Source organism: Paenibacillus sp. JT31N11, assembly GCF_056269285.1.
Genome location: NZ_JBWDNQ010000005.1, coordinates 93,136 through 112,244, shown reverse-complemented (window position 1 = coordinate 112,244; position 19,109 = coordinate 93,136). Strand labels below are relative to the sequence as shown.

Genomic DNA, 19,109 nt, shown 5'->3' with positions numbered 1-19,109 from the left:
TCCTTGGATTATTCTTTAAGCGGGGTGCCCCTCTTAAACCGGCTGCACCGCTTTGTTCTTGAGCGCTTCGTAAATTTTCCCGCGTACAAATGCGTCCAGTCCCAGCGCGTTCATCTGGACCGCATAGTCGGCAGGAATATACAGCAGCTTCATTTCCCGTTCCGTGCACAGCTCTTCCAGCAGCGGATGGAGCATCGAGCGCATCAGAATACTGCCGCCTCCATACACGCAGATCAGATCGATCTCATTCCGCGTCTTGGTCAGCTGCCGTTTGACATTCTGAACAATCTGCTTGACCTGGCTCTCCAGAGGCCTCTTGAGCGTCTTGATGGCGCGCGCATGGAATTTATGCTTCGGATTCTTCAGCACGTCGCTGAAAAACTGCCGGGGGCTGTCGGTCAGATGGATCAGCCGGTTGAACTCGTCAAGCGCCTCTTCAATCGCATAACCCGCTCCGTGATGGCTGCCGTAAACAAATTGACGGAGAAATTTATTGCCTTCGGTGATGGGATATTCCGTCGAGCCGTCGCCGATATCGACATGTAGGATCCGCTTGTCTTTGAAATAACTGCCGTTAAACTTCTTCTCGATATCGTAGGTCTCGATGAACGATTGGAAAATCTCGCCTTCCCGCCAGTTGCCCTCGGCATCCTTCTGCAGGGCGAAGATGACAGGCGTCGCCTCCGGAACGACCTTGGTGAAAGGGAATACGATTTTCACGCCGATCCGCTGCATCCCCAGATGCACCGTGACATTGTGGGAGCCGGTCGTGAAGCGCTTCTCGAATTTCAACGAAGTCTCGTCCGTATGCTGCGTGACCGGAAGCGCGGTTGCCATATCCGCCTCTACCTCAATATTCGCAGGTATCTTCTTCTCATCCTCATACGCCTTCTGCACCGCCAGAGCCGCAATTTGCGCGAGCGTGTTGATGATCGGCAGATCCATGTCGCTTTTGAGGTCGATCCCGATTTGCAGATTATCCAGAATCTCCCCGCTCTCCAGTGCGAATTTGCCGACATAGTACATGCCGGGGCGCGCAGCCGGCGAATCAATGGTGACAACCAGCTGCTCTTGCAGATTTTTGATGAAACTCTCCGGCGTTTGCTCCTCGCTCCATGGAAGCTCGTCCACCGTACAATTCACATTCGGCTGTTGAATCAATTTGCCGTCAATGATCAGATCATGCTCGCTGTTCCCGTTATCGTTACCCACAAAGAAATGGAATTTCATAAGAAACTACCTCCTATTTATAGAACATGGTAAAAAATACTGATAGTATTACTTTGCCATACAAGGTGATGTTCGCACAACCCGCTATGGTCCTAATCGCCAAGTTAAAATTCTCTCACGATGGGGTCGAATCTTGTATGAATGGCGCAAATGCTGGATAATGAAGGCCGTTTCTGGCATGCAGCCTGTCTATGGCCGTCCGTCCCTATACAAGAAAAAACGGCTTTTGCCGTTCTTTGGCGGCGCAGTTAGTTTCAGTTTCTCCACCCGGAAATGTATGAAAAGTATGGGGAAAGACAGACGCTCCTATCAGCGCAAAAAAAAGCAACCGGCGGTAACTGCCCGGTTGCTTTACTTGGAACTGTTCTTCCGTTATTCGGTTTCAGCAGGAGTTGATTGTGTACTCTCAGCCTTCGAGGTTTTGAGCTGCAGTGCTTTCATCTGGGCGATCAATTCCGGCGATAATTTTTTTGAAGAGATCGTCAGCGTTCCTTGAGCTGCCCCTGCAGTCAATGTTTCCACCGCTTTTCCATTCCCTTGCAGCAGCTTCTTGACAGTCGCCGGATCGATAGGAGTGCCCGTCATCTTGACTGCTCCTTCGGGAAATGACAGCGTCCCATTGGTTGTCCCTTTTGCAGCTACAAGATTCTTGACGTCAACGCCTTTAACGACTGTCAATTTACCCTTCTTGGCCGATGCCAGCAATTTCTGAACGGCTTCGGGGTCGAGCGGAACCGCTGTTAAGGTCGCTTCGCCGGAGCTTGCGGGGATGATCGTTTTTCCGTCAACAACGGTGAACGTTCCCTTCTCTGCCGATTTCAGCAGTTCCTTGAAAGCCTCCGGATCGAAATGAGTTGCTGCCGCTGTGACCGTACTTGTGCTTGCAGGGATTTCCTTCCCGGTGGACGGAGATGCGAATGCGGCCTGAGCCGTGACGACAGAGAGAGCCAATCCGACTCCCAGTACAGCAAGTTTCTTTTTCATTTGAACCAAACTCCTTTAAGATAGAATGTGTCTTACATCTATCAGTTTAGCCCGCTTATCTGGAGTCTGGATGGAGCCCGGATGTGCTTTGGATGCGTTTTGCAGGAAAATAAGGGAGAAAACGACGCCTTCATCCGTGTTTCTGACCTGAATATCGATCCCTAACTGTTGTAAGATCCGTTTGGTAATATAGAGGCCCAATCCGCTGCCGCCCGTATTCCGGCTCCGGGACTGCTCAAGCCTGTAGAAGGGCTCGAATATGCGGCCAATCTGCATTTCATCGATATGCGCTCCCGTATTGACAATCTCGATCACGCGGCAGCCGGTTTTCTCCGCCTCGCTTACTACGACCTTGTTTCCGGGATTCGTATAAATGATGGCGTTATGCACAATATTGCTCATTGCTTTTTCCAGCAATCCCCCGTCGGTACGTATCCGGCTGTCTTCATGTACCGACGAATGCAGCGCAACGCCGCGCTGCAGCCCCAGCTCCCTATATTTGGTCATCAGGCCGTCAACCATCCCGCGCAGGGATACATTCTCGTCGCTTTTTGAAAGCGCCCAGTCATCCGATCTCGCAACGCGCAAAATATCGGCGATCAGCGTCTCCATTTCCTCCGCCACCTGCAGCGTTTTATCGAGATAGGCATCCCGATCCGCATAAATGCCGATTTTGTAAAGCATACCCTCCAGCTGTCCCTTCATGATCGTAAGCGGCGATTTCAATTCATGGGAAACAGCGGAGAACAATTCCCTTCTGCGCGCCTCCACCCCCCGCTCGCGTATCATTTCCTGTTGAAGCTGTTCGTTGCTCGTCTTCAGCTCGCTGATCGATTCCTGCAAATTGGCGGCCATGGAATTCAGGCTGGCGGCAAGCCCCCCGATTTCATCGGAAGAATGAACGGGAATCCGCGTATCCAGCTGCAATTGGGCCATCCGGCTGGCGGAAACCGTAATTTTGCGAATGGGCCTTGTGATGATAACCGAATAAAAATAAGAAGTCCCGACAGCGGCGATGAGGATGAACAGCGCAACGTAAGGGGACAGCAGCACCAGCACTTTGGATGCCTCATCGATCGGCTGCGGCGTGAAATAGGCAGTCAAATACGCTTTTTCACCATTATACGTCAAGGTCCTGGCCGTTTGAGGCGCCTTGGCCGAAAGCGTCTTGATCGGGATCGCCCCGGCCGAAAGCGTCTGCGAATTCAGAAACTGGGATGTGACAGGCGTTAAGGTTGACGGTTTGGTTATTTGGGCTACAGCAGTCTGGATGTAGGGATAGAGCATCTGCTGGGATTCGCCCTTAATCATGATAAAGGCGTTTGTCTGCTCCTGCAGTTTCGTCAGCGCTTTAACAGCCTCATCGTTCGAGAGCGTGGCGCTCTTGTCGATGAAGCTGTCGATGCCGCTGTCGATTTGATTCTGCTTGTAAGTGGTGTACGTATGGGGCAGCAGGGTGTAAATAACCAGGTAGGTGCAGACGGAGAAAAGGAGGAGAACGGCCACGGTCAAGCCGAATACTTTGAACATGATCGTATTCCATAAGCGATGCTTCAGCCATTTAGCGCTCAATTTTATATCCCACTCCCTTCACCGTTTTGATATAGGGCATATTTGTTTTTTTGCGTATATTTTTCAAATGGGTATCGATAATCCGGGTATCCCCGTAATAGTCATAGCCCCATAGCTTGTCCAAAAGCTGCTCGCGGGTTACGATCTTACCGGCCTGCTCGACAAGCGCTTGTAAAATCTCAAACTCCTTCGTCGTCAGTCCCACGGAGACGCCGTCGACATAAGCGTTGTACGAGTCGGTATCCAGCCTGAGCTCTTCAAATTCCAACCAGCTGCCCGTTTGGGCGGGCTTTGACCGCCGCAGGATGGCTTCGACCCTTTTGATCAACAGCTTATAGGAGAACGGCTTCGTCATATAATCGTCGGTTCCGCTGTCGAAGCCTTCGATCTGCTGCTCCTCCTCGCTCAGCGCAGTCAGCAAAATAACCGGCACGTTGGACTGCTGGCGAAGGATCCGGACAACATCATAACCGGAGAGGCTTGGCATCATCACATCCGATATAATCAGATCATAAGAGTCTTTGTTCCACAGCTGCAGCCCTTCGATTCCATCAGCTGCCGACGTCACCCTATATCCTTGCGAGGACAGAAACTGCTCAAGCAGCTGCCGGATCGCCTCGTCGTCTTCCATTACCAATATGCGTTCACTCACCAATAATCACCCCGCCTCCATTATACGCCTCCAATCTGAAGTTGATTTGTAGATTGGCCGAAAATATACAGGAATTTACTGGGCATTTACAAGTATACAAAAGGGTAGTAGAACACGAAAAGGGATCTACTTGTTAATAGGGAAGCATTGTTTCATAATTATAGATACGGCTTTTTCCATGAAATGCACATACTGACTGTTTCAATGGGCAAGCTGATCCATATGTCCTTGTGTCCAGGAAGAAACCGCTCGACGAATCCGCAGTAAACCGTTAAAGGAGGATACGAACAAATGAGTGATCAAAAGATAAATATCCGGCTATCCGTACTGGATCTGGCCCCGGTCATTGCAGACAACACACCGGCAGATTCCTTCCGCAATACCCTTGATCTGGCCCGCCATGCCGAGGAATGGGGATACCACCGCTACTGGCTTGCCGAGCATCACAACATGCCGGGCATTGCAAGCTCCGCTACCTCTGTCATTATTGGTCATGTTGCCGGCGGAACAAAGACCATCCGCGTGGGCTCCGGCGGCATCATGCTGCCCAACCATGCCCCTCTGGTCATTGCCGAGCAGTTCGGGACGCTGGAGTCTCTGTATCCGGGCCGTATTGATCTGGGTCTTGGCAGAGCGCCGGGTTCCGACCAGGCGGCAGCCCGCGCGCTGCGGCGTGGTCTGGGCAGCGGCGGACAGGATTTCCCTGAGCTGTTAAGCGAGCTGCAGGCTTATTTGAAGCCTCCAGCCGGGGCCAATATGTCCGTACGGGCCGTTCCCGGTGAAGGTTTGGATATTCCGATCTGGCTTCTGGGCTCCAGCGGCTTCAGCGCGCAGCTGGCCGGCCAGCTTGGTTTGCCATTTGCGTTTGCCAGCCATTTTGCACCGGAATATCTGCTTCCGGCCATTGAGCTGTACCGCAGCAATTTCCGGCCATCGGAAGCGCTGGACAAGCCATACGTCATGATCGGCCTGAATGTCGTTGCCGCGGATACGGTCAAGGAAGCCGACAGGCTTGCGACCTCGCAGCAGCAGCAGTTTCTTAACCTCATCCGCGGGCGCACGGCCCGTTTAAGTCCCCCTGTGGACAGCATGGAGGATCTCTGGCATGAGCATGAGCGGGCTCTCGTGCAGAAGCAGCTGAGCTACGCCATTGTCGGGGATCAGGACACGATACGGAAACGGCTTCCCGCCTATCTGGAGGAAACCGGCGCTGATGAGTGTATCGTAGCCTCCCAAATCTATGATCATGAAGCACGGTTGAAATCCTATCAGCTGCTGGCCGGAGCCGTTAATCTCAAATAACAGCGCTGCGCTGCTGCCTCTGCGTTCGAGCGTCCAATCCGGCGTCTTCACACAAAAACCTGCCTGCAGCATCCAATCCCGGATTGGGTGCTGTAAGCAGGTTTTTTGTGAGGCTGCAGCCTGTTTAAGAGGACCAATCTTCCCGGAGAAGAACAAACAATCCGTCTCTTTCGATAACATCCCCTGTTTCCGCTGATGGATCGGGTAACCGCGCTCCTGCCGATGTGCGCCTTCGGCAGGAGTTTTTATATAGGGTCAGATGGAGTAGGATTCCTTCTTCCTGAGCTCCAGCTCGCTGCGCTCCAGGATCCGGTCCAGGATCAGCTTCTCAAAATGGGCGAAGCCGCTGTCCCGCTCCCGCGGCCGGTCAAGAGTGATAAGAACATCCAGCGCAATGCGTCCATTCTCAATCAGAATGACGCGGTCCGCCATGGCAACCGCTTCGCTGACATCATGGGTGACGAGAACGGCTGTAAACCGCTGCTCCGCCCACAGCTCCTCGATTAATTGCTGCATATCAATCCGCGTAAGAGCATCAAGCGCTCCCAATGGCTCATCCAGAAGCAGCAGCCGGGGCGACCCCACCAGGGCTCTGGCTAACGCCACACGCTGGCGCTGGCCGCCCGACAGCACGCCGGGCCACTCATTGGCGCGGTCCTTCAGCCCCACCTGCTCCAGCGCTTCCAGCGCCTTCTCCTTGTCGCCCGACTTGACGCCGACCCGCACATTGTCAACGGCACGCTTCCACGGCAGCAGGCGGGCATCCTGGAAAAGCATCCTGGTATCTTCGCGGATGCCCGCGATCTCCGTTCCGCCGAAGGAAAGCTCGCCCTGCGTCGCCTGCTCCAGACCCGCGATCAGCCGCAGCAACGTGCTCTTCCCGCAGCCGCTGCGTCCGACAATCGCGATGAACTGCCCGGCCGGGATGTCAAGATCGACTCCCCGCAGCACTTCCTTCTCGCCGAATGTCTTGGAGGCGCCGCGCACGAGGAGCCGGGATTCTGTTTCTTTACCGTTCGTCACAAGCTCCACTCCTTTCCTCAGCGCTTGGCATAGTTCGGATGCCACTTCAATAATTGCTGCTCGAGCAGCCTTGCCGCCGTGTCGGATAATTTCCCCAGGAGGGCGTAGATAATAATCGCCAATACGACAATATCAAGCCGCATGAATTCTCTGGCATTCATCGCCATATAACCGATCCCGGAGTTGGCGGAAATCGTCTCCGCAACAATGAGCGTGAGCCACATGAAGCCCAGCGCATAACGGACTCCCACCAGAATGGAGGAAATGGCGCCGGGCAGAATCACATGCCGGTACAGCGCGAAGCCCCGCAGCCCGTAGACCTTGGCCATCTCAATCAGCCCGGGGTCCACCGAGCGGATGCCATGCAGGGTATTCATATAGATCGGGAAGAATACGCCGAGCACGACCAGGAAGATCTTAGCCGTCTCGCCAATGCCGAACCAAAGAATAACAAGGGGAATGAGCGCCAGATGAGGCACGTTGCGGATCATCTGCATGCTGCTGTCCAGCAGCCGGTTCGCCGCCCAGGACAGCCCGTTGAGCATGCCCAGCACGAAACCGATTCCGCCCCCGATAATAAATCCGATAAAAGCCCGCTGGGTGCTGCTGCCGATATACTGCAGCAGATCACCGGACTTCGCGAGCGTCCAGCCTGCTTCCGCCACCTTCAGCGGAGTCGGCAGCGTCCGGACGGAGATCAGCCCGAATTCGCCAAGAAGCTGCCAAACGATGACAATCAATACAGGAACAATAGCAGGTGTAACGCGGCTGCGGAGTAATTTATTCAACATGATCCTGATACTCCTCCCTCCAGGTTACGACCCGCTGCCGGATTTGGCAGGGCGAACGTTATACGCCACAAGCTCGCCTTGGGCCGGAATCGCAGTCTGGTTGTCTTCGGCGTGCCCGCTGAGCGGCAGCAGCGGAAACAACAGCTCTGCCGTCCGGTAAGCCTCCTCCAGATGCGGATAACCGGACATAATGAAGGTTTCAATGCCGAGCTCCGCGTATTCCTTCATCCGCTTGGCAACAGTAGCCGGATCGCCGACCAGCGCGGTCCCCGCTCCTCCCCGTACAAGTCCGATGCCCGCCCATAGATTCGGCGAAATCACCAGGGAAGATCGGTCTCCCTTATGCAGCTGGGCCATTCTTTGCTGCCCGACCGAATCATAACGCGCCAGCACCTTCTGCGCCTCGGCTATGGTTGCATCATCCACATGGCGAATCAGCTGATCAGCTGCAGCCCATGCTTGCTCCTCAGTCTCCCGCACAATGACATGAAGCCTGATGCCGAATTTGATCTTTCTGCCCTTGGCTTCCGCCAGCTTGCGGACCTGAGCAATCTTGTCGGCTACTTCGGAAGGCGGCTCGCCCCAGGTCAAATAGCAATCGACATGATCGGTGGCGATTTGCTGCGCGGCAGGCGAGGAGCCCCCGAAATATACGGGAGGATACGGCTTCTGAAGCGCCGGGAATAACACTTCCCCCGTCTCCGCGCGCAAATGTTTGCCTTGATAGGTTACCTTATCCCCCTGCATCAGACCTCGCCATATTGTCATAAATTCATCCGTTAGACCGTAACGTTCATCATGGGAAAGGAAAATGCCGTCCCCGGCCAATTCAACGGGATCGCCTCCGGTGACCACGTTGACCAGCAGCCGGCCGCCCGACAGCCGGTCAAAGGTTGAGGCCATTCTTGCCGCGGCCGACGGCTGCATCAGGCCCGGACGGATCGCGACCAGAAATTTCAATCTGCGGGTCACCGGGAACAGCGACGATGCGGCGATCCAGGAATCCTCGCAGGCTTTGCCGGTAGGCAGCAGAACGCCATGGTAGCCAAGGCGGTCCACAGCCTGCGCGATTTGCCGGATATAATCGTAATCAACCGAACGCGCACCCTCCGAGGTTCCCAGGTAACGGCCGTCCCCGTGAAGGGGGATAAACCAGAATACTTCCATATCTTTCTCCTCCATCCGCTTTGCAGGGTATGTGCAGTGCTGTCTTACTTGATTACCGCTTCGCTTACATCAATGGCGCTCGGGATCAATTCCAGCTTGAGGAAAGCATCCGCGATAGCCTGCTGTTCCGCAATGTTCTCATCCGTCATCAGCTCCACCCCGAAGGTACGGTGCGATAAGGCCTGCTCCAGGGAAGGCACATCCACGCCCAGCGCCGGGGATAACAGCTTCGCAACCTCAGGGAGATTGTCGACAGCCCATTTGTCCGTCTCCGTTATTTGATCAAGTATCGTATCGACGGCTTCTTTATTGGATTCCGCGAAGGTGCGGGATGCCAGATAGAACTCATAATTTTTGACCAGGCCTTCGCCATCTGCGAGCACACGTGCTTTGGTCGCAAGCTGCGCCGCTGAATAGAAAGGCTCCCAGATCACCCAGGCGTCTACATTGCCGCTCTCGAATGCCGCCCTCGCATCGGCGGGAGGCAGGAATACCACTTCAACATCATCGTAGGAGAGGCCTTCCTTCTCCAGATATTTGACGAGCAGGTAATGCACATTCGAGCCTTTGTTGAGCGCGATTTTCTTGCCTTTCAGATCAGCGCCCGTCTTGATGGGGGAATTCTCCGGCACCAGTATGCTCTCCGCTTTCGGACTTGCCGGCGAATGAGCCAGATAGACGAGAGGCGTGCCCGCAGCCTGGGCAAACACAGGAGGCGCTTCCCCCGTATGGCCCACATCGATATTGCCGGTATTAATCGCTTCCAGCAGCTGGGGTCCGCCGGGGAATTCCGTCCATTCGACTTTGTAGCCGACAGCTCCCAGCTTCTCGTCCAGAGTGCCCCGCTCCTTCATGATATTGACCGATGCATATTTCTGATAGCCGATGCGGACGACCTTGTCGGCCCCCGCCTTCCCGCCCTCGGAGGTTTCGCTGCTGCCTGCGTTATTGTTGGAGCCGCAAGCGGTCAAGGCCAACAGGAATAAAGATAAGATGAGTGCCCCTATCCATTTCACACCTTGCCTTGTATGGCTGTTCTTCTTGTTCATTTGTCTCATGCCCCTTTATGATCCCGGATAATTTAAAACTAATAATTCCTAGTTAATTACTGAGCTTTATTAACATCGAAGTTATCACCTTGTGCGCCGGACTGTCAATAGCTTGAGGATACATGATGAACAATGAGGAGCAATGAGGAAAATGACCTCCCTCGGGAGCCATTTATCAATTGAAGTTTAAGCTACTATCGATTATTATTATATATAACTTATAATTCCTATAAATAAAGTCGGTTTTATTGGATTGTGAATGGGAAAGGGCGGTCCGGCATGCAAAGTGAACGCTTTAATCTGTTGAGCCTCCGGGAAGCCATGGATATCCTGGGCGTCAGCCGCGCGACAATCGACCGCTGGCGTAAAGACAAACAACTGCCTCATATTAAGATCGGCAAAGAAATATGGATCGATCCCGATAAATTGCAAGCCTGGGTCAAGCTTCATGCCATTGCCGGGAAGCAGCATGTCTCAGAGAGCGTATCTTCCCCTCAAGTCATTACAATTGGTTACCAAAGCGGCGCGGCGCTGCTGTGGAGCCCTTTGGTTATGAAGCAGCTGGGTCTCTTCGAAGAGGAGCTCCGCCGGATCCGCCCGTCGATGGCGTACCAGGTTAGCTGGGTCAACGCACCAAACGGGATGGAGCTTGTGGAAGAACTCATCGCAGGCCGGGTCAATATAGCATCGGTTGGCGACTATCCGATTATCGCCAGCCGTACACTCAGCCAAATCCTGCCCCGCTTCAGGCCCCAGGTGCTGGCCTTCGACGGCAAAACCAGAAGCGGAGGCGGAATTTCCCTTGTCGTTCCGACAGGAAGCAATATCCACCATCCGGATGATCTGTCATCACTGCCCATCGCTACGGTTGGCAGCTCCAGCGCCTCCTATCGGCTGAAGGAGTGGATGAATACGTTCGGACTGCAGGCTGAGCCTGTGATTCATCGCGGGATGGAGGAATGCGTAAGCGGCTTTCTTGGGGGTAAAGTGGGAGCCAGCGTGCTGTGGGAGCCTTATCTGAGCTGGGTCAAGTCGATCGGAGCAGGTACTCCCCTCGTCTCCGAGGGCATAGGCGGCGATTATTTGACCGGGCTCATGGCGGATGGGGGCTGGGTCGCCGGCAATGAGGATATCGTGATTGCTTATCTCAAGGCTCATTTAAGAGCGCATACGTTCATCCGGCGCGAACCGGTGCGCGCCGCTCAGCTCGTCCATGAAGCGAGCGGCTTTCCGCTGGCCGTCGTCGCTGGTGTACTGTCGCAAATCCGCTGGGATGCTTCCTTCTACAGCCGGGATCTGCAGACACTGGGGCGTCTGGACGAGGGACAGCCCGATTCGTTGTCTCTTCCTGCCAGTCATGCCGGCACCTTCGAGTTCCCCAAGCAGTATTTGCAGGAGGCTGTGCAGGCATTGAAGCTCCCCATTCTTCCGGACTCTCCGCTGCCGGGGGAATGGTCGAGCGATGACTTGTATTAAGTGCCACTGCTATTCGCGGAAAACGGGCACCAAGAAAAAAGGCTTCGCCGTCCTTGGGCGGCCCAGCCCGTTTCTTCCCTGGATCTGACAGAAATAGGCGTGAAACTTATACATTCTATAAGCCAAAAAAGAACCCTTATCATATAAGGGTTCTTCCTGAATCCAGGCTTGTCCATGCCGGGACGGTTATTGGGAACATTCATCGCATTATTTTGCTTCCAGCAGCTCTTTAATGTCGCCCTCAATTGCTTCAGGCTCCGTACGCGCTGAATACTGCCGGATCACATTGCCCTCGGCGTCGACCAGAAACTTCACAAAATTCCATTCGATATCCCCTGTGTGATAAGGAGCCGGAGCGTTATCCACCAAATATTTGTACAGCGGAATCGCATTCTCGCCCTTCACGTCAACCTTGGAGAAAACAGGGAATGTTACTTGATAATTCAATTCGCAGAAGCTTTGAATTTCCTCGTCCGTGCCCGGCTCCTGGCCATTGAACTGGTTGCTCGGGAAGCCCAATACGACGACGCCGTCATCCTTGAAGGTTTCATAAATATGCTGAAGGCCTTTATACTGCGGTGTAAGTCCGCAAGCGCTTGCCGTATTCACAATGAGCAGAACCTTTCCCTTATAATCCGATAGCGCTTTCTCTCCTGATGCTGCGGTTTTAACGGTATAGTCATAAACGGACATGATGGTTCCCTCCACAAAGCTTATTTTAAATTGTTCACAATATAATTGTGTATAATATACCTCTCCCTGCCCCTTTTGTCAACCTGTTGGCGTGTTCCCTCCTATATTCTTCCCTGTTCCAAAAAGAAAGGACCGGCTGGACCTTTATACATGACGATGCAGGCTTCTGCCAAACGGAATTAGCAGAACAGAATTATGAAGCTTCTTCATTCCATTATTCAGAAAAAGCCATTTCGAACCGGCCTGAATAGACGGCCTTCTCAAAATGGCTTCCCCTACATTTATTCCAAATCATAGGTTGACGAGGCGAATATCCCAGCTCTATTCTCTACCTGGGGCAGACAGTCCCAGGCGCGCATACTGCTCTTCAGGTGCTTCATTCTCCCGCATCAACTCCGTCAGGAGGCCGACCATTCTGGCCTCAACGGCAGCATCCGCAATTGGTTCCCGCTGCTGCGGGTCCGTCTGCACATCATAAAGCAGCGTTCCATAGGCGTGGAGATTGCCATAGGTCCGTGCAGGAATGCGCAAGGTCTTCACGCCCTTGGTGAAGGAGAACGGCTCCGCAAGCTCCAGATTCTGCAGCTCTGCCGGATGGAAGCGGCTGCGCATATGGGTCGGCATCAGCGTATAGTCGTAGAGCAGCCCGTTCTTCACGGAATCCCCGGCACGCATATAGACATAACGGCCGTCCGTCACATTGACATGCCCCCCGTGAATCCCGAACAATGCCGCTTCGCGGACCGGCTCGTCCGAAGCAATGGCCTGCCGCAGGGGCTTGCCCTGCATGTCGGGAGGAAGCGCTGCGCCGAAGAAATCCAGCAGCGTTGCAGGCAGATCAATCGTCTGTACCAGACTCTGCCTCCGCTCGCCCTGCACCCCGCTGCGCGGGTCCCAGATGAACAGCGGAGTGTGGGCCACTTCATTGTAGAAGGGCTGTACGCACTTCGCCCACTGATCATGCTCTCCGAGCAGGAAGCCATGGTCGGTATTGACGATCAGCAGCGTATCCTTCCACAAGTCCAGCTGATCCATCAAGTCCAGCACCTTGCCCAAATAATGATCGCACATGCTCAGCAGCGACGCATATTCATAACGCATATGCCGGACCTCCTCCGGCGATTCGGTTACAGGACCGTACGGCGGCCAATCGAAGGGACGGCCCTCATACTCATGCGGATAGAGCTTTTTGAATGCTTCCGGGCTGTAAAAGGGTTCATGCGGGTCGAAGGTCTCCAGCTGCAGGAACCACTGGTCTTCCTGATGGTTCCGCTGGATGAATGCAAGTCCCTTCTCGAACGTCCGGGCTTGAGGAAACTCCTCCGGCTCCTGGATATATGTGCGGTTGATCCGGTCATGCCGGACCATTTTGCGGGCATGTGGAGGGATCTTGTCCAGGTTCAGCCCTTCCGGAGCTTTCACTTCGCCTTTCCAGGGATCGCCCTCCTGCCCGCGGATCAGCTCGAAGGATTCATACCTTGTATGATACGTTCCGCCTCCGTCCTCCCAATAATGCTGGTGGTCGGTAACCAAGTGCGTATACACGCCCGCTTCCCCAAGCCTCTCAATAGCAGAGTCGTCGAATGGCTCCAGAGGCCCCCAGCTGCGGTGCAGGAAATTATACCGCCCGGTGTGCAGCTCCCTTCTCGCAGGCATGCAGGGCATGCTCCCGACGTAGCTGTTGTCGAACAAGGCCGTGCGCTCGGCCAACCGCTTGAAATTCGGCGTTTGAATCCATTCCGGGCCCCCGTATGGAGAGAGCATATGCCGGTTCAATGTATCGAACATGACCATAATGGCTTTCATTTCATTATCATCCTTTCACGCTTGATGCCACCATACTGCGGATAAATTGCTTCTGAAAGATGAAAAACATGACGATAATCGGCAGCGAAACGAGCAGTGATGCGGCCATCAGCAGATTATAATGCACCTGATGCTCACCGCGGAATACCTGCAATCCCAGCTGAATCGTCCGCATGGACTCGCTGTTGGTATAGATAAGCGGATGGAAGAAATCATTCCACACTGCCACAAACTTGAAAATCCCCAGCGATGCCAGCAGCGGCCCGCTCTGCGGCAGATAGATGGAGAAGAACAGACGCAGATAACCGGACCCGTCCATATAAGCCGCGTCGTCCAGCGCTCTTGGGAATTGCAGATAATATTGACGGGCCATGAAAATACCGAAGGCACCGGCAAGCTCGGGCACTATCAGCGCATAGTAGCTGTCCAGCCAGCCGTTGCCGCCGCTGCCGAGCCAATCGTTCCCGCCGAAGAACGGGATTGATTTCATAATCAGGAACTGGGGAATGACCGTCACCTGTGCAGGCACCATCATTCCGACCAGCAGCGTCAGGAAGATCAACTGGTTTCCCTTGAATGTTATCCGTGCGAAAGTGAAGCCCGCCAGCAGATTGAAGATCAGACTGCCGATTACGGTGACGGCCGTCACAATCGCCGTATTCTTGAAATAGGTCAGCCAGTCTCCCATATGCATGGCGCGGAAATAGTTGCCCGGATGCCAGACCGCAGGCAGCAGCTTCATGGCCCCAAGCGAGAACTCCTCATCTCCCTTCATGGAAGTGAAGAATGTAATCAGCAGCGGCATTATGGTCATGGCGCAGAAGATCACAAGCACCAGATAGGCCAGGCTTTGTTCGATTCGTGTATGTCTCATGATCCGCTCCTATTCCGCCGCCTGATTCCGGCTGCCGATCCCATATTGAATCAATGTGATCGCAAGCGTCGCCGCCAGCAGGAAAACGGCCATGGCCGATGCGTATCCCATACGGTATTCCTGGAAGCTGGCTCCGACGATTTGGGTCACGATGGTGGTGCTCGAATTGGCCGGTCCCCCGCCGGTCAAAATGTAAACGAGATCGAACACCTGGAAGGAACGAATCGTAGCCGTAATGAACAGAAACAGGGTCATCGGCTTCAATAAGGGCAGCGTGATGAACCAGAATTTCTTGATTCCGGAAGCGCCGTCCAGACCCGCCGCCTCATACAGCGTCTCGGGAATGCCTTGAATGCCGGCCAGAAAAACGATCATCGCATAACCCATTCCTGTCCATATGCCGATCACGATAACAGACCCGAGTGATGTATGCGGGTCCTGCAGCCAATTCTGGCCGCCGATACCGATAACATCCAGCAGCCGGTTCACCGGTCCCTGAAGGGGATCCAGCAGCCACAGCCAGGTCATGGCGACAGCGACGGAAGATATGACGCCAGGCAGATAAATAAGCGCCCGGAACACGGCAAGTCCCCGGAGCTTCATCGTCAGCAGACTGGCCAGCACCATACCGATCGCCATACCCGGAACGACTGTGCCCACCCAGTACCAGGCCGTATTGATCAGCGCACGGTGAAAGATCGAGTCATGCAGTAGACGGCTGTAATTCTTCAGCCCGACCCAATCCGGTGCCTGCAGCATCGTATAGTCGGTCAGGCTCAAATACAATACCCAAATGACCGGCACCAGGATGAAAACAGTAAAGATGAGCACATTCGGCAAAATCAGAAAATAAGGAACGATCCGGTTCCAGCCCTTTTGCATTCTTGGTTCCTCCTCAAACATCAAGGATCCCCCCGCAGACAGCGATTCGCGGGAGAATCCTTGGCTTAGAGCCGCTCTCTATTGGGCGCTGGCAAGCTCTTCTCTGGCTTTGGCCGCATTATCCTTCAGCGCCTCCGCCACCGGTCTCACTCCTGCATAGGACTCCTCAAGCGCAAGCCGCAAATATTTCACATTGATGGCCCAGCTGCCGGATGCCCCGTAACCACGCGCATCATTAAGCGCTTCGAAGGAGATTTCATTCTCGGGAGCCAGCTTCACAAAATCCGCCTTAACCGACTGAAGCGGAGGAATATAACCTGTCTTGGTGGTGAAATCAAGGATATTCGACTTGTCGAACCAGAATTTAATGAATTTCCAGGCTTCTTCGGGATGCTTGGACTTCTGGGAAGCGGTCAGAAAGGTCCCCAGCATCAGAGCGGTCTGTTTGCCGTCTTTGCCTGCCGGAGGGAGCACCCAACCGATTTTGTCAGCGCCGACCGATTGCTTGAGCGCTGCCGCGCCGGAAGTGGAGATGAATGCAAGCGCTGCCTGGCTGTTCTGGAAGGGCGTTCCGGTTACCTGCTGCTGATTTGCCTGAATAATGGCCCCCGACTTGTACAGATCGACCATTCTCTGCACCAGATCGATGGAAGTCTGCGAGTCGAATGTCGGATTGCCCTTCTCGTCATAGAAGTCCTCGCCCAGCAGCAGCAGGAGCGAGAGATACGATTGCTCCCCGTTGCTGGTCTGGATATCAATTCCGCCGCGCACCGTTTTGCCGTTCTCCACCTTTTTCAGCTTTTCGGCATACTCGAAGATTTCATCCAAAGTTTTGGGCGGATTGTTCGGATCTAGCCCAGCCTCGGTGAAGAAGTCCTTGCGGTATGCCAGCGGACGGATCTCCGGCATCAGCAGTCCGTATTGTCCGTTCTCATATTGGCCCGCCTTCAGAATATCCGGGAAGAAGTCCGCTTTTCCCTCCCAGTTATCCGCTTCTATATAGGGGCTCAAATCCAGATATTTGCCTTGATTCACGGTAGAAATCAATTGACCGAAGCCCAGTCCCTGCACGTCCGGCTGCAGGCCGCCTGCATAGGAGACGGTCAGCTTCTGAAAATAGTCGGCCCATGGAATGGACGTAAGCTCGACCGTAATATTGGGATTCTGGTCTTCAAACTTCTGAATAATGTCCTTAACAGCTGTCGTAAGGATATCCTCTGTCCCGGGATACCAGAATTTCAGCGTAACCTTCTCCTCTTGTGGCTCATTTCCCGAACCGGCGTTTGCCTGATTATTGGGTTCATTAGAGGAGCCGCTCGAGCACGCCGTCGCGAGCATGGTGAGCATAAGCAGTAGAGTGAGCGATAACAGTGAAGCTTTTTTCATCTTCGGTTTCCCCCTGATTCTATTGGTCTCATGTTATGCAGCACATCATTCGGTTATCCGGTCTGAAATACAGGTCTACTATTCCTATTAAATTACTTGTATTTGTGCCTGCCAATGTTTAAGATTATAGCACGGAGCCTCTCCGGCGTATTTATCCTAAATGGTCAATAATGTTTCAAAAATGCAGATTCCTGTATAGACATGGGTGGTATAAATGACCAATTTGATGGAATTCAGCAATCAGAGCTCATTGGATCAGTTGAATATCAATGTGAGGTGGATGAAGGAATGGACCGTAACCACGCCTCATACTTACTTGTTTATTTTCCCTTATACCGCGATATGGATCGTCCTCTCGGGAGCTGCGGTCATCGAGCTGGATCAGGTCCGGTATACGCTCAAGCAAGGGGATATCGTCAGTATTCCGCCACAGACCTATCAATCATGGATATCTCTTGAGGGTGAGGAGCCGTTCCATTATCTATCGCTTGCCTGTGAGGGCAAAGTGGGTTATTTTGATTTTATCAGGTTGTACCGCTTTCCCCGTGTGGTCTCAGATATCCGCCAGGAGGATTTCGACCGCTTGGTCACTCTTTGGCGGGAGCTCGCCGCGGATTACGCGGAATTTTTGAAGCCTTTTGACAAAAAGGACTTGAAAGCTACGGAACGCAGGTATGAAGATGGAAGAGGCAGCGACGGGGATTATCCCGTCTTCATGCTGGATACCAGCCAGACCATCCAGCATCTGCGGATCCGGGCCGGCGGAACGCTATGGACGCTCAAGCTGTTCGAGGCTCTGCAGGAGCATCTGCCCGATCGGCCCATCGCTTATGACAACCGCGTATTTGAAGTTTGCACCTATGTGGAGAAGCATCTGAAGGAGCCGCCGACTTTGGACGAGCTGGCGCAGTATGTCTCGCTCAGCAAGGAGCAGCTCCGCACCTTGTTTCAATCGACACTGGGGATTTCGCCAATCAAGTATGTCCGGCAAATCCGCCTGCAGCGGGCACGGGATTTGCTGCTGCTGTCCAACTATCCGATGAAAGAGATCGCCGGGATGGTCGGCTTTGAGAACCAGCATCATTTTTCCCGGGCATTTCATCAAAGTGAAGGCATGTCGCCGATGGAATACCGCCGCAGACAGAAGGGAAACAGCTCCAGACAAACCGGATATTTCACCTCAGCATAACTAAATGGAACGGAAGGGTAAGCGTGATATGAATGAGTGATCGTACGGAAAATCAACCAGCCAGCTCCTGCTGTGCCGCAGGGAGAAGTGAAGGGCCCGCATCATTGAAGCCGGATATCTCCGGCAAGGACAGCCAGAAGCCCAAAGCCCCATCCTCCTGGAAGGAGCAGGAGATGATTCATTTGCCCGGCGGTTCATTCCTGATGGGCACCAACGACAATGAAGGATTTCCCGCCGACGGAGAGGGACCGGTTCGCGAAATTACGCTGGCCCCCTTCTATATTGATCCCTGTACCGTCAGCAATGCCGAGTTCGCCCGATTCGTGGAAGCCACCGGCTACATCACCGAGTCCGAGAAATTCGGCTGGTCTTATGTCTTTCATTTGCTCGTGTCCGAAGCCACCGCCCGCACCGTGACCCGCTCGGTCGAACGCTCGCCCTGGTGGTGGGTGGTGGGCGGCGCGGATTGGGCCCATCCGGAAGGGCCGGATTCAAGCGTGGAGGACCGGATGGATCATCCTGTCGTCCAAGTCACCTACAATGATGCCCTGGCGTACAGCAAATGGGCGGGCAAGCGGCTCCCGACGGAAGCGGAATGGGAGTACGCCGCCCGCGGCGGGCTCAAGCAGAAGCGCTATCCCTGGGGGGACGAGCTGAAGCCCGGCGGGGAGCACCGCTGCAATATATGGCAGGGCAAATTCCCGCTGGTCAACCATGCAAGCGACGGATATGTCGGGACGGCTCCCGTGAATGCCTATCAGCCTAATGCGTACGGCCTCTACAATGTGTCGGGGAACGTCTGGGAATTCTGCTCGGACTGGTTCAGCCCCGATCATCATCTGAAGGCTGGCCGTGTGAACCCCAAGGGTCCATCCAAAGGCCAAAGCAAAGTAATGAGAGGCGGCTCCTATCTCTGCCACCGCTCATACTGCAACCGATACAGGGTCGCCGCCCGAAGCTCCAACACGCCGGACAGCTCCGCCGGCAATATGGGATTCCGCTGTGCGAGAGACGCCTAGGCAGCGGACTGCCT

At 54.1% G+C, this 19,109-nt stretch carries 17 protein-coding genes; 4 read left to right on the top strand and 13 right to left on the bottom strand.

The features are described from left to right. Nucleotides 1–33: 33 nt before the first annotated feature. From AC0YNV_RS19090 to AC0YNV_RS19075, 4 genes are all read right to left on the bottom strand, one after another. Complete coding sequence (locus AC0YNV_RS19090; RefSeq protein WP_210039220.1) at nt 34–1,230, bottom strand: ParM/StbA family protein; 1,197 nt, start codon at nt 1,228–1,230, stop codon at nt 34–36. Nucleotides 1,231–1,602: 372 nt separating this feature from the next. Next, complete coding sequence (locus AC0YNV_RS19085; protein ID WP_475769447.1) at nt 1,603–2,214, bottom strand: hypothetical protein; 612 nt, start codon at nt 2,212–2,214, stop codon at nt 1,603–1,605. A gap of 15 nt (nt 2,215–2,229) precedes the next feature. Continuing rightward, complete coding sequence (locus AC0YNV_RS19080) at nt 2,230–3,786, bottom strand: sensor histidine kinase (protein ID WP_475769446.1); 1,557 nt, start codon at nt 3,784–3,786, stop codon at nt 2,230–2,232. Beyond that, nucleotides 3,776–4,441 (bottom strand): response regulator transcription factor, encoded by a 666-nt coding sequence (locus tag AC0YNV_RS19075; protein WP_475769445.1) that lies wholly within the window; start codon nt 4,439–4,441, stop codon nt 3,776–3,778. Before AC0YNV_RS19075 ends, AC0YNV_RS19080 begins: the two co-directional genes overlap by 11 nt. 288 nt (nt 4,442–4,729) lie before the next feature. Here AC0YNV_RS19075 and AC0YNV_RS19070 point away from each other — a divergent pair, with 288 nt between their 5' ends. Continuing rightward, nucleotides 4,730–5,740 carry an LLM class flavin-dependent oxidoreductase gene (locus AC0YNV_RS19070; protein WP_475769444.1) on the top strand — a complete coding sequence of 337 codons (1,011 nt, stop codon included), beginning with the start codon at nt 4,730–4,732 and terminating at the stop codon, nt 5,738–5,740. A gap of 255 nt (nt 5,741–5,995) precedes the next feature. Here the strand turns inward: AC0YNV_RS19070 and AC0YNV_RS19065 are convergent, their stop codons facing one another. Genes AC0YNV_RS19065 through AC0YNV_RS19050 form a run of 4 tightly spaced genes read right to left on the bottom strand, consistent with a single transcriptional unit; the run spans nt 5,996 to nt 9,770 of the window. After that, nucleotides 5,996–6,763: an ATP-binding cassette domain-containing protein gene (locus AC0YNV_RS19065; protein WP_475769443.1), complete on the bottom strand. Its 768-nt coding sequence runs from the start codon at nt 6,761–6,763 to the stop codon at nt 5,996–5,998. 17 nt (nt 6,764–6,780) lie between these two features. Continuing rightward, on the bottom strand, nt 6,781–7,554 hold the full coding sequence (gene ssuC, locus AC0YNV_RS19060) for an aliphatic sulfonate ABC transporter permease SsuC (protein WP_475769442.1): 774 nt from the start codon (nt 7,552–7,554) through the stop codon (nt 6,781–6,783). A 24-nt stretch (nt 7,555–7,578) separates the two neighbouring features. After that, on the bottom strand, nt 7,579–8,721 hold the full coding sequence (gene ssuD / locus AC0YNV_RS19055; RefSeq protein WP_475769441.1) for an FMNH2-dependent alkanesulfonate monooxygenase: 1,143 nt from the start codon (nt 8,719–8,721) through the stop codon (nt 7,579–7,581). Between the two features lie 44 nt (nt 8,722–8,765). After that, the gene (locus AC0YNV_RS19050; protein WP_210039228.1) at nt 8,766–9,770 is read right to left on the bottom strand and encodes a sulfonate ABC transporter substrate-binding protein; all 1,005 of its coding nucleotides are present in this window, start codon (nt 9,768–9,770) and stop codon (nt 8,766–8,768) included. Nucleotides 9,771–10,049: 279 nt separating this feature from the next. Between AC0YNV_RS19050 and AC0YNV_RS19045 the strand changes: the two genes are divergently transcribed. Then, entirely contained in the window at nt 10,050–11,246 is a 1,197-nt protein-coding gene (locus tag AC0YNV_RS19045) for a helix-turn-helix domain-containing protein (RefSeq protein WP_475769440.1), read from the top strand. Between the two features lie 207 nt (nt 11,247–11,453). Here AC0YNV_RS19045 and AC0YNV_RS19040 read toward each other — a convergent pair whose 3' ends face one another. The 5 genes from AC0YNV_RS19040 to AC0YNV_RS19020 all read right to left on the bottom strand — a co-directional run bounded on the left by AC0YNV_RS19040 (nt 11,454) and on the right by AC0YNV_RS19020 (nt 16,887). Next, nucleotides 11,454–11,939 carry a glutathione peroxidase gene (locus tag AC0YNV_RS19040; RefSeq protein WP_475769439.1) on the bottom strand — a complete coding sequence of 162 codons (486 nt, stop codon included), beginning with the start codon at nt 11,937–11,939 and terminating at the stop codon, nt 11,454–11,456. Nucleotides 11,940–12,260: 321 nt separating this feature from the next. Further along, on the bottom strand, nt 12,261–13,745 hold the full coding sequence (locus tag AC0YNV_RS19035; RefSeq protein WP_475769438.1) for a sulfatase: 1,485 nt from the start codon (nt 13,743–13,745) through the stop codon (nt 12,261–12,263). 7 nt (nt 13,746–13,752) lie between these two features. Further along, the gene (locus AC0YNV_RS19030) at nt 13,753–14,619 is read right to left on the bottom strand and encodes a carbohydrate ABC transporter permease (RefSeq protein WP_475769437.1); all 867 of its coding nucleotides are present in this window, start codon (nt 14,617–14,619) and stop codon (nt 13,753–13,755) included. A gap of 9 nt (nt 14,620–14,628) precedes the next feature. Further along, nucleotides 14,629–15,501 carry a carbohydrate ABC transporter permease gene (locus AC0YNV_RS19025; RefSeq protein WP_475769436.1) on the bottom strand — a complete coding sequence of 291 codons (873 nt, stop codon included), beginning with the start codon at nt 15,499–15,501 and terminating at the stop codon, nt 14,629–14,631. 78 nt (nt 15,502–15,579) lie between these two features. Continuing rightward, nucleotides 15,580–16,887 carry an ABC transporter substrate-binding protein gene (locus AC0YNV_RS19020; RefSeq protein ID WP_475769435.1) on the bottom strand — a complete coding sequence of 436 codons (1,308 nt, stop codon included), beginning with the start codon at nt 16,885–16,887 and terminating at the stop codon, nt 15,580–15,582. Between the two features lie 214 nt (nt 16,888–17,101). Here AC0YNV_RS19020 and AC0YNV_RS19015 point away from each other — a divergent pair, with 214 nt between their 5' ends. Together AC0YNV_RS19015 and AC0YNV_RS19010 are read left to right on the top strand one after the other, a co-directional pair. Beyond that, on the top strand, nt 17,102–18,076 hold the full coding sequence (locus AC0YNV_RS19015; RefSeq protein WP_475769434.1) for a helix-turn-helix domain-containing protein: 975 nt from the start codon (nt 17,102–17,104) through the stop codon (nt 18,074–18,076). Between the two features lie 32 nt (nt 18,077–18,108). Continuing rightward, a complete protein-coding gene (locus AC0YNV_RS19010; RefSeq protein ID WP_210039236.1) occupies nt 18,109–19,095 on the top strand; it encodes a formylglycine-generating enzyme family protein in 987 nt (328 codons plus the stop codon). Nucleotides 19,096–19,109: the final 14 nt, after the last annotated feature.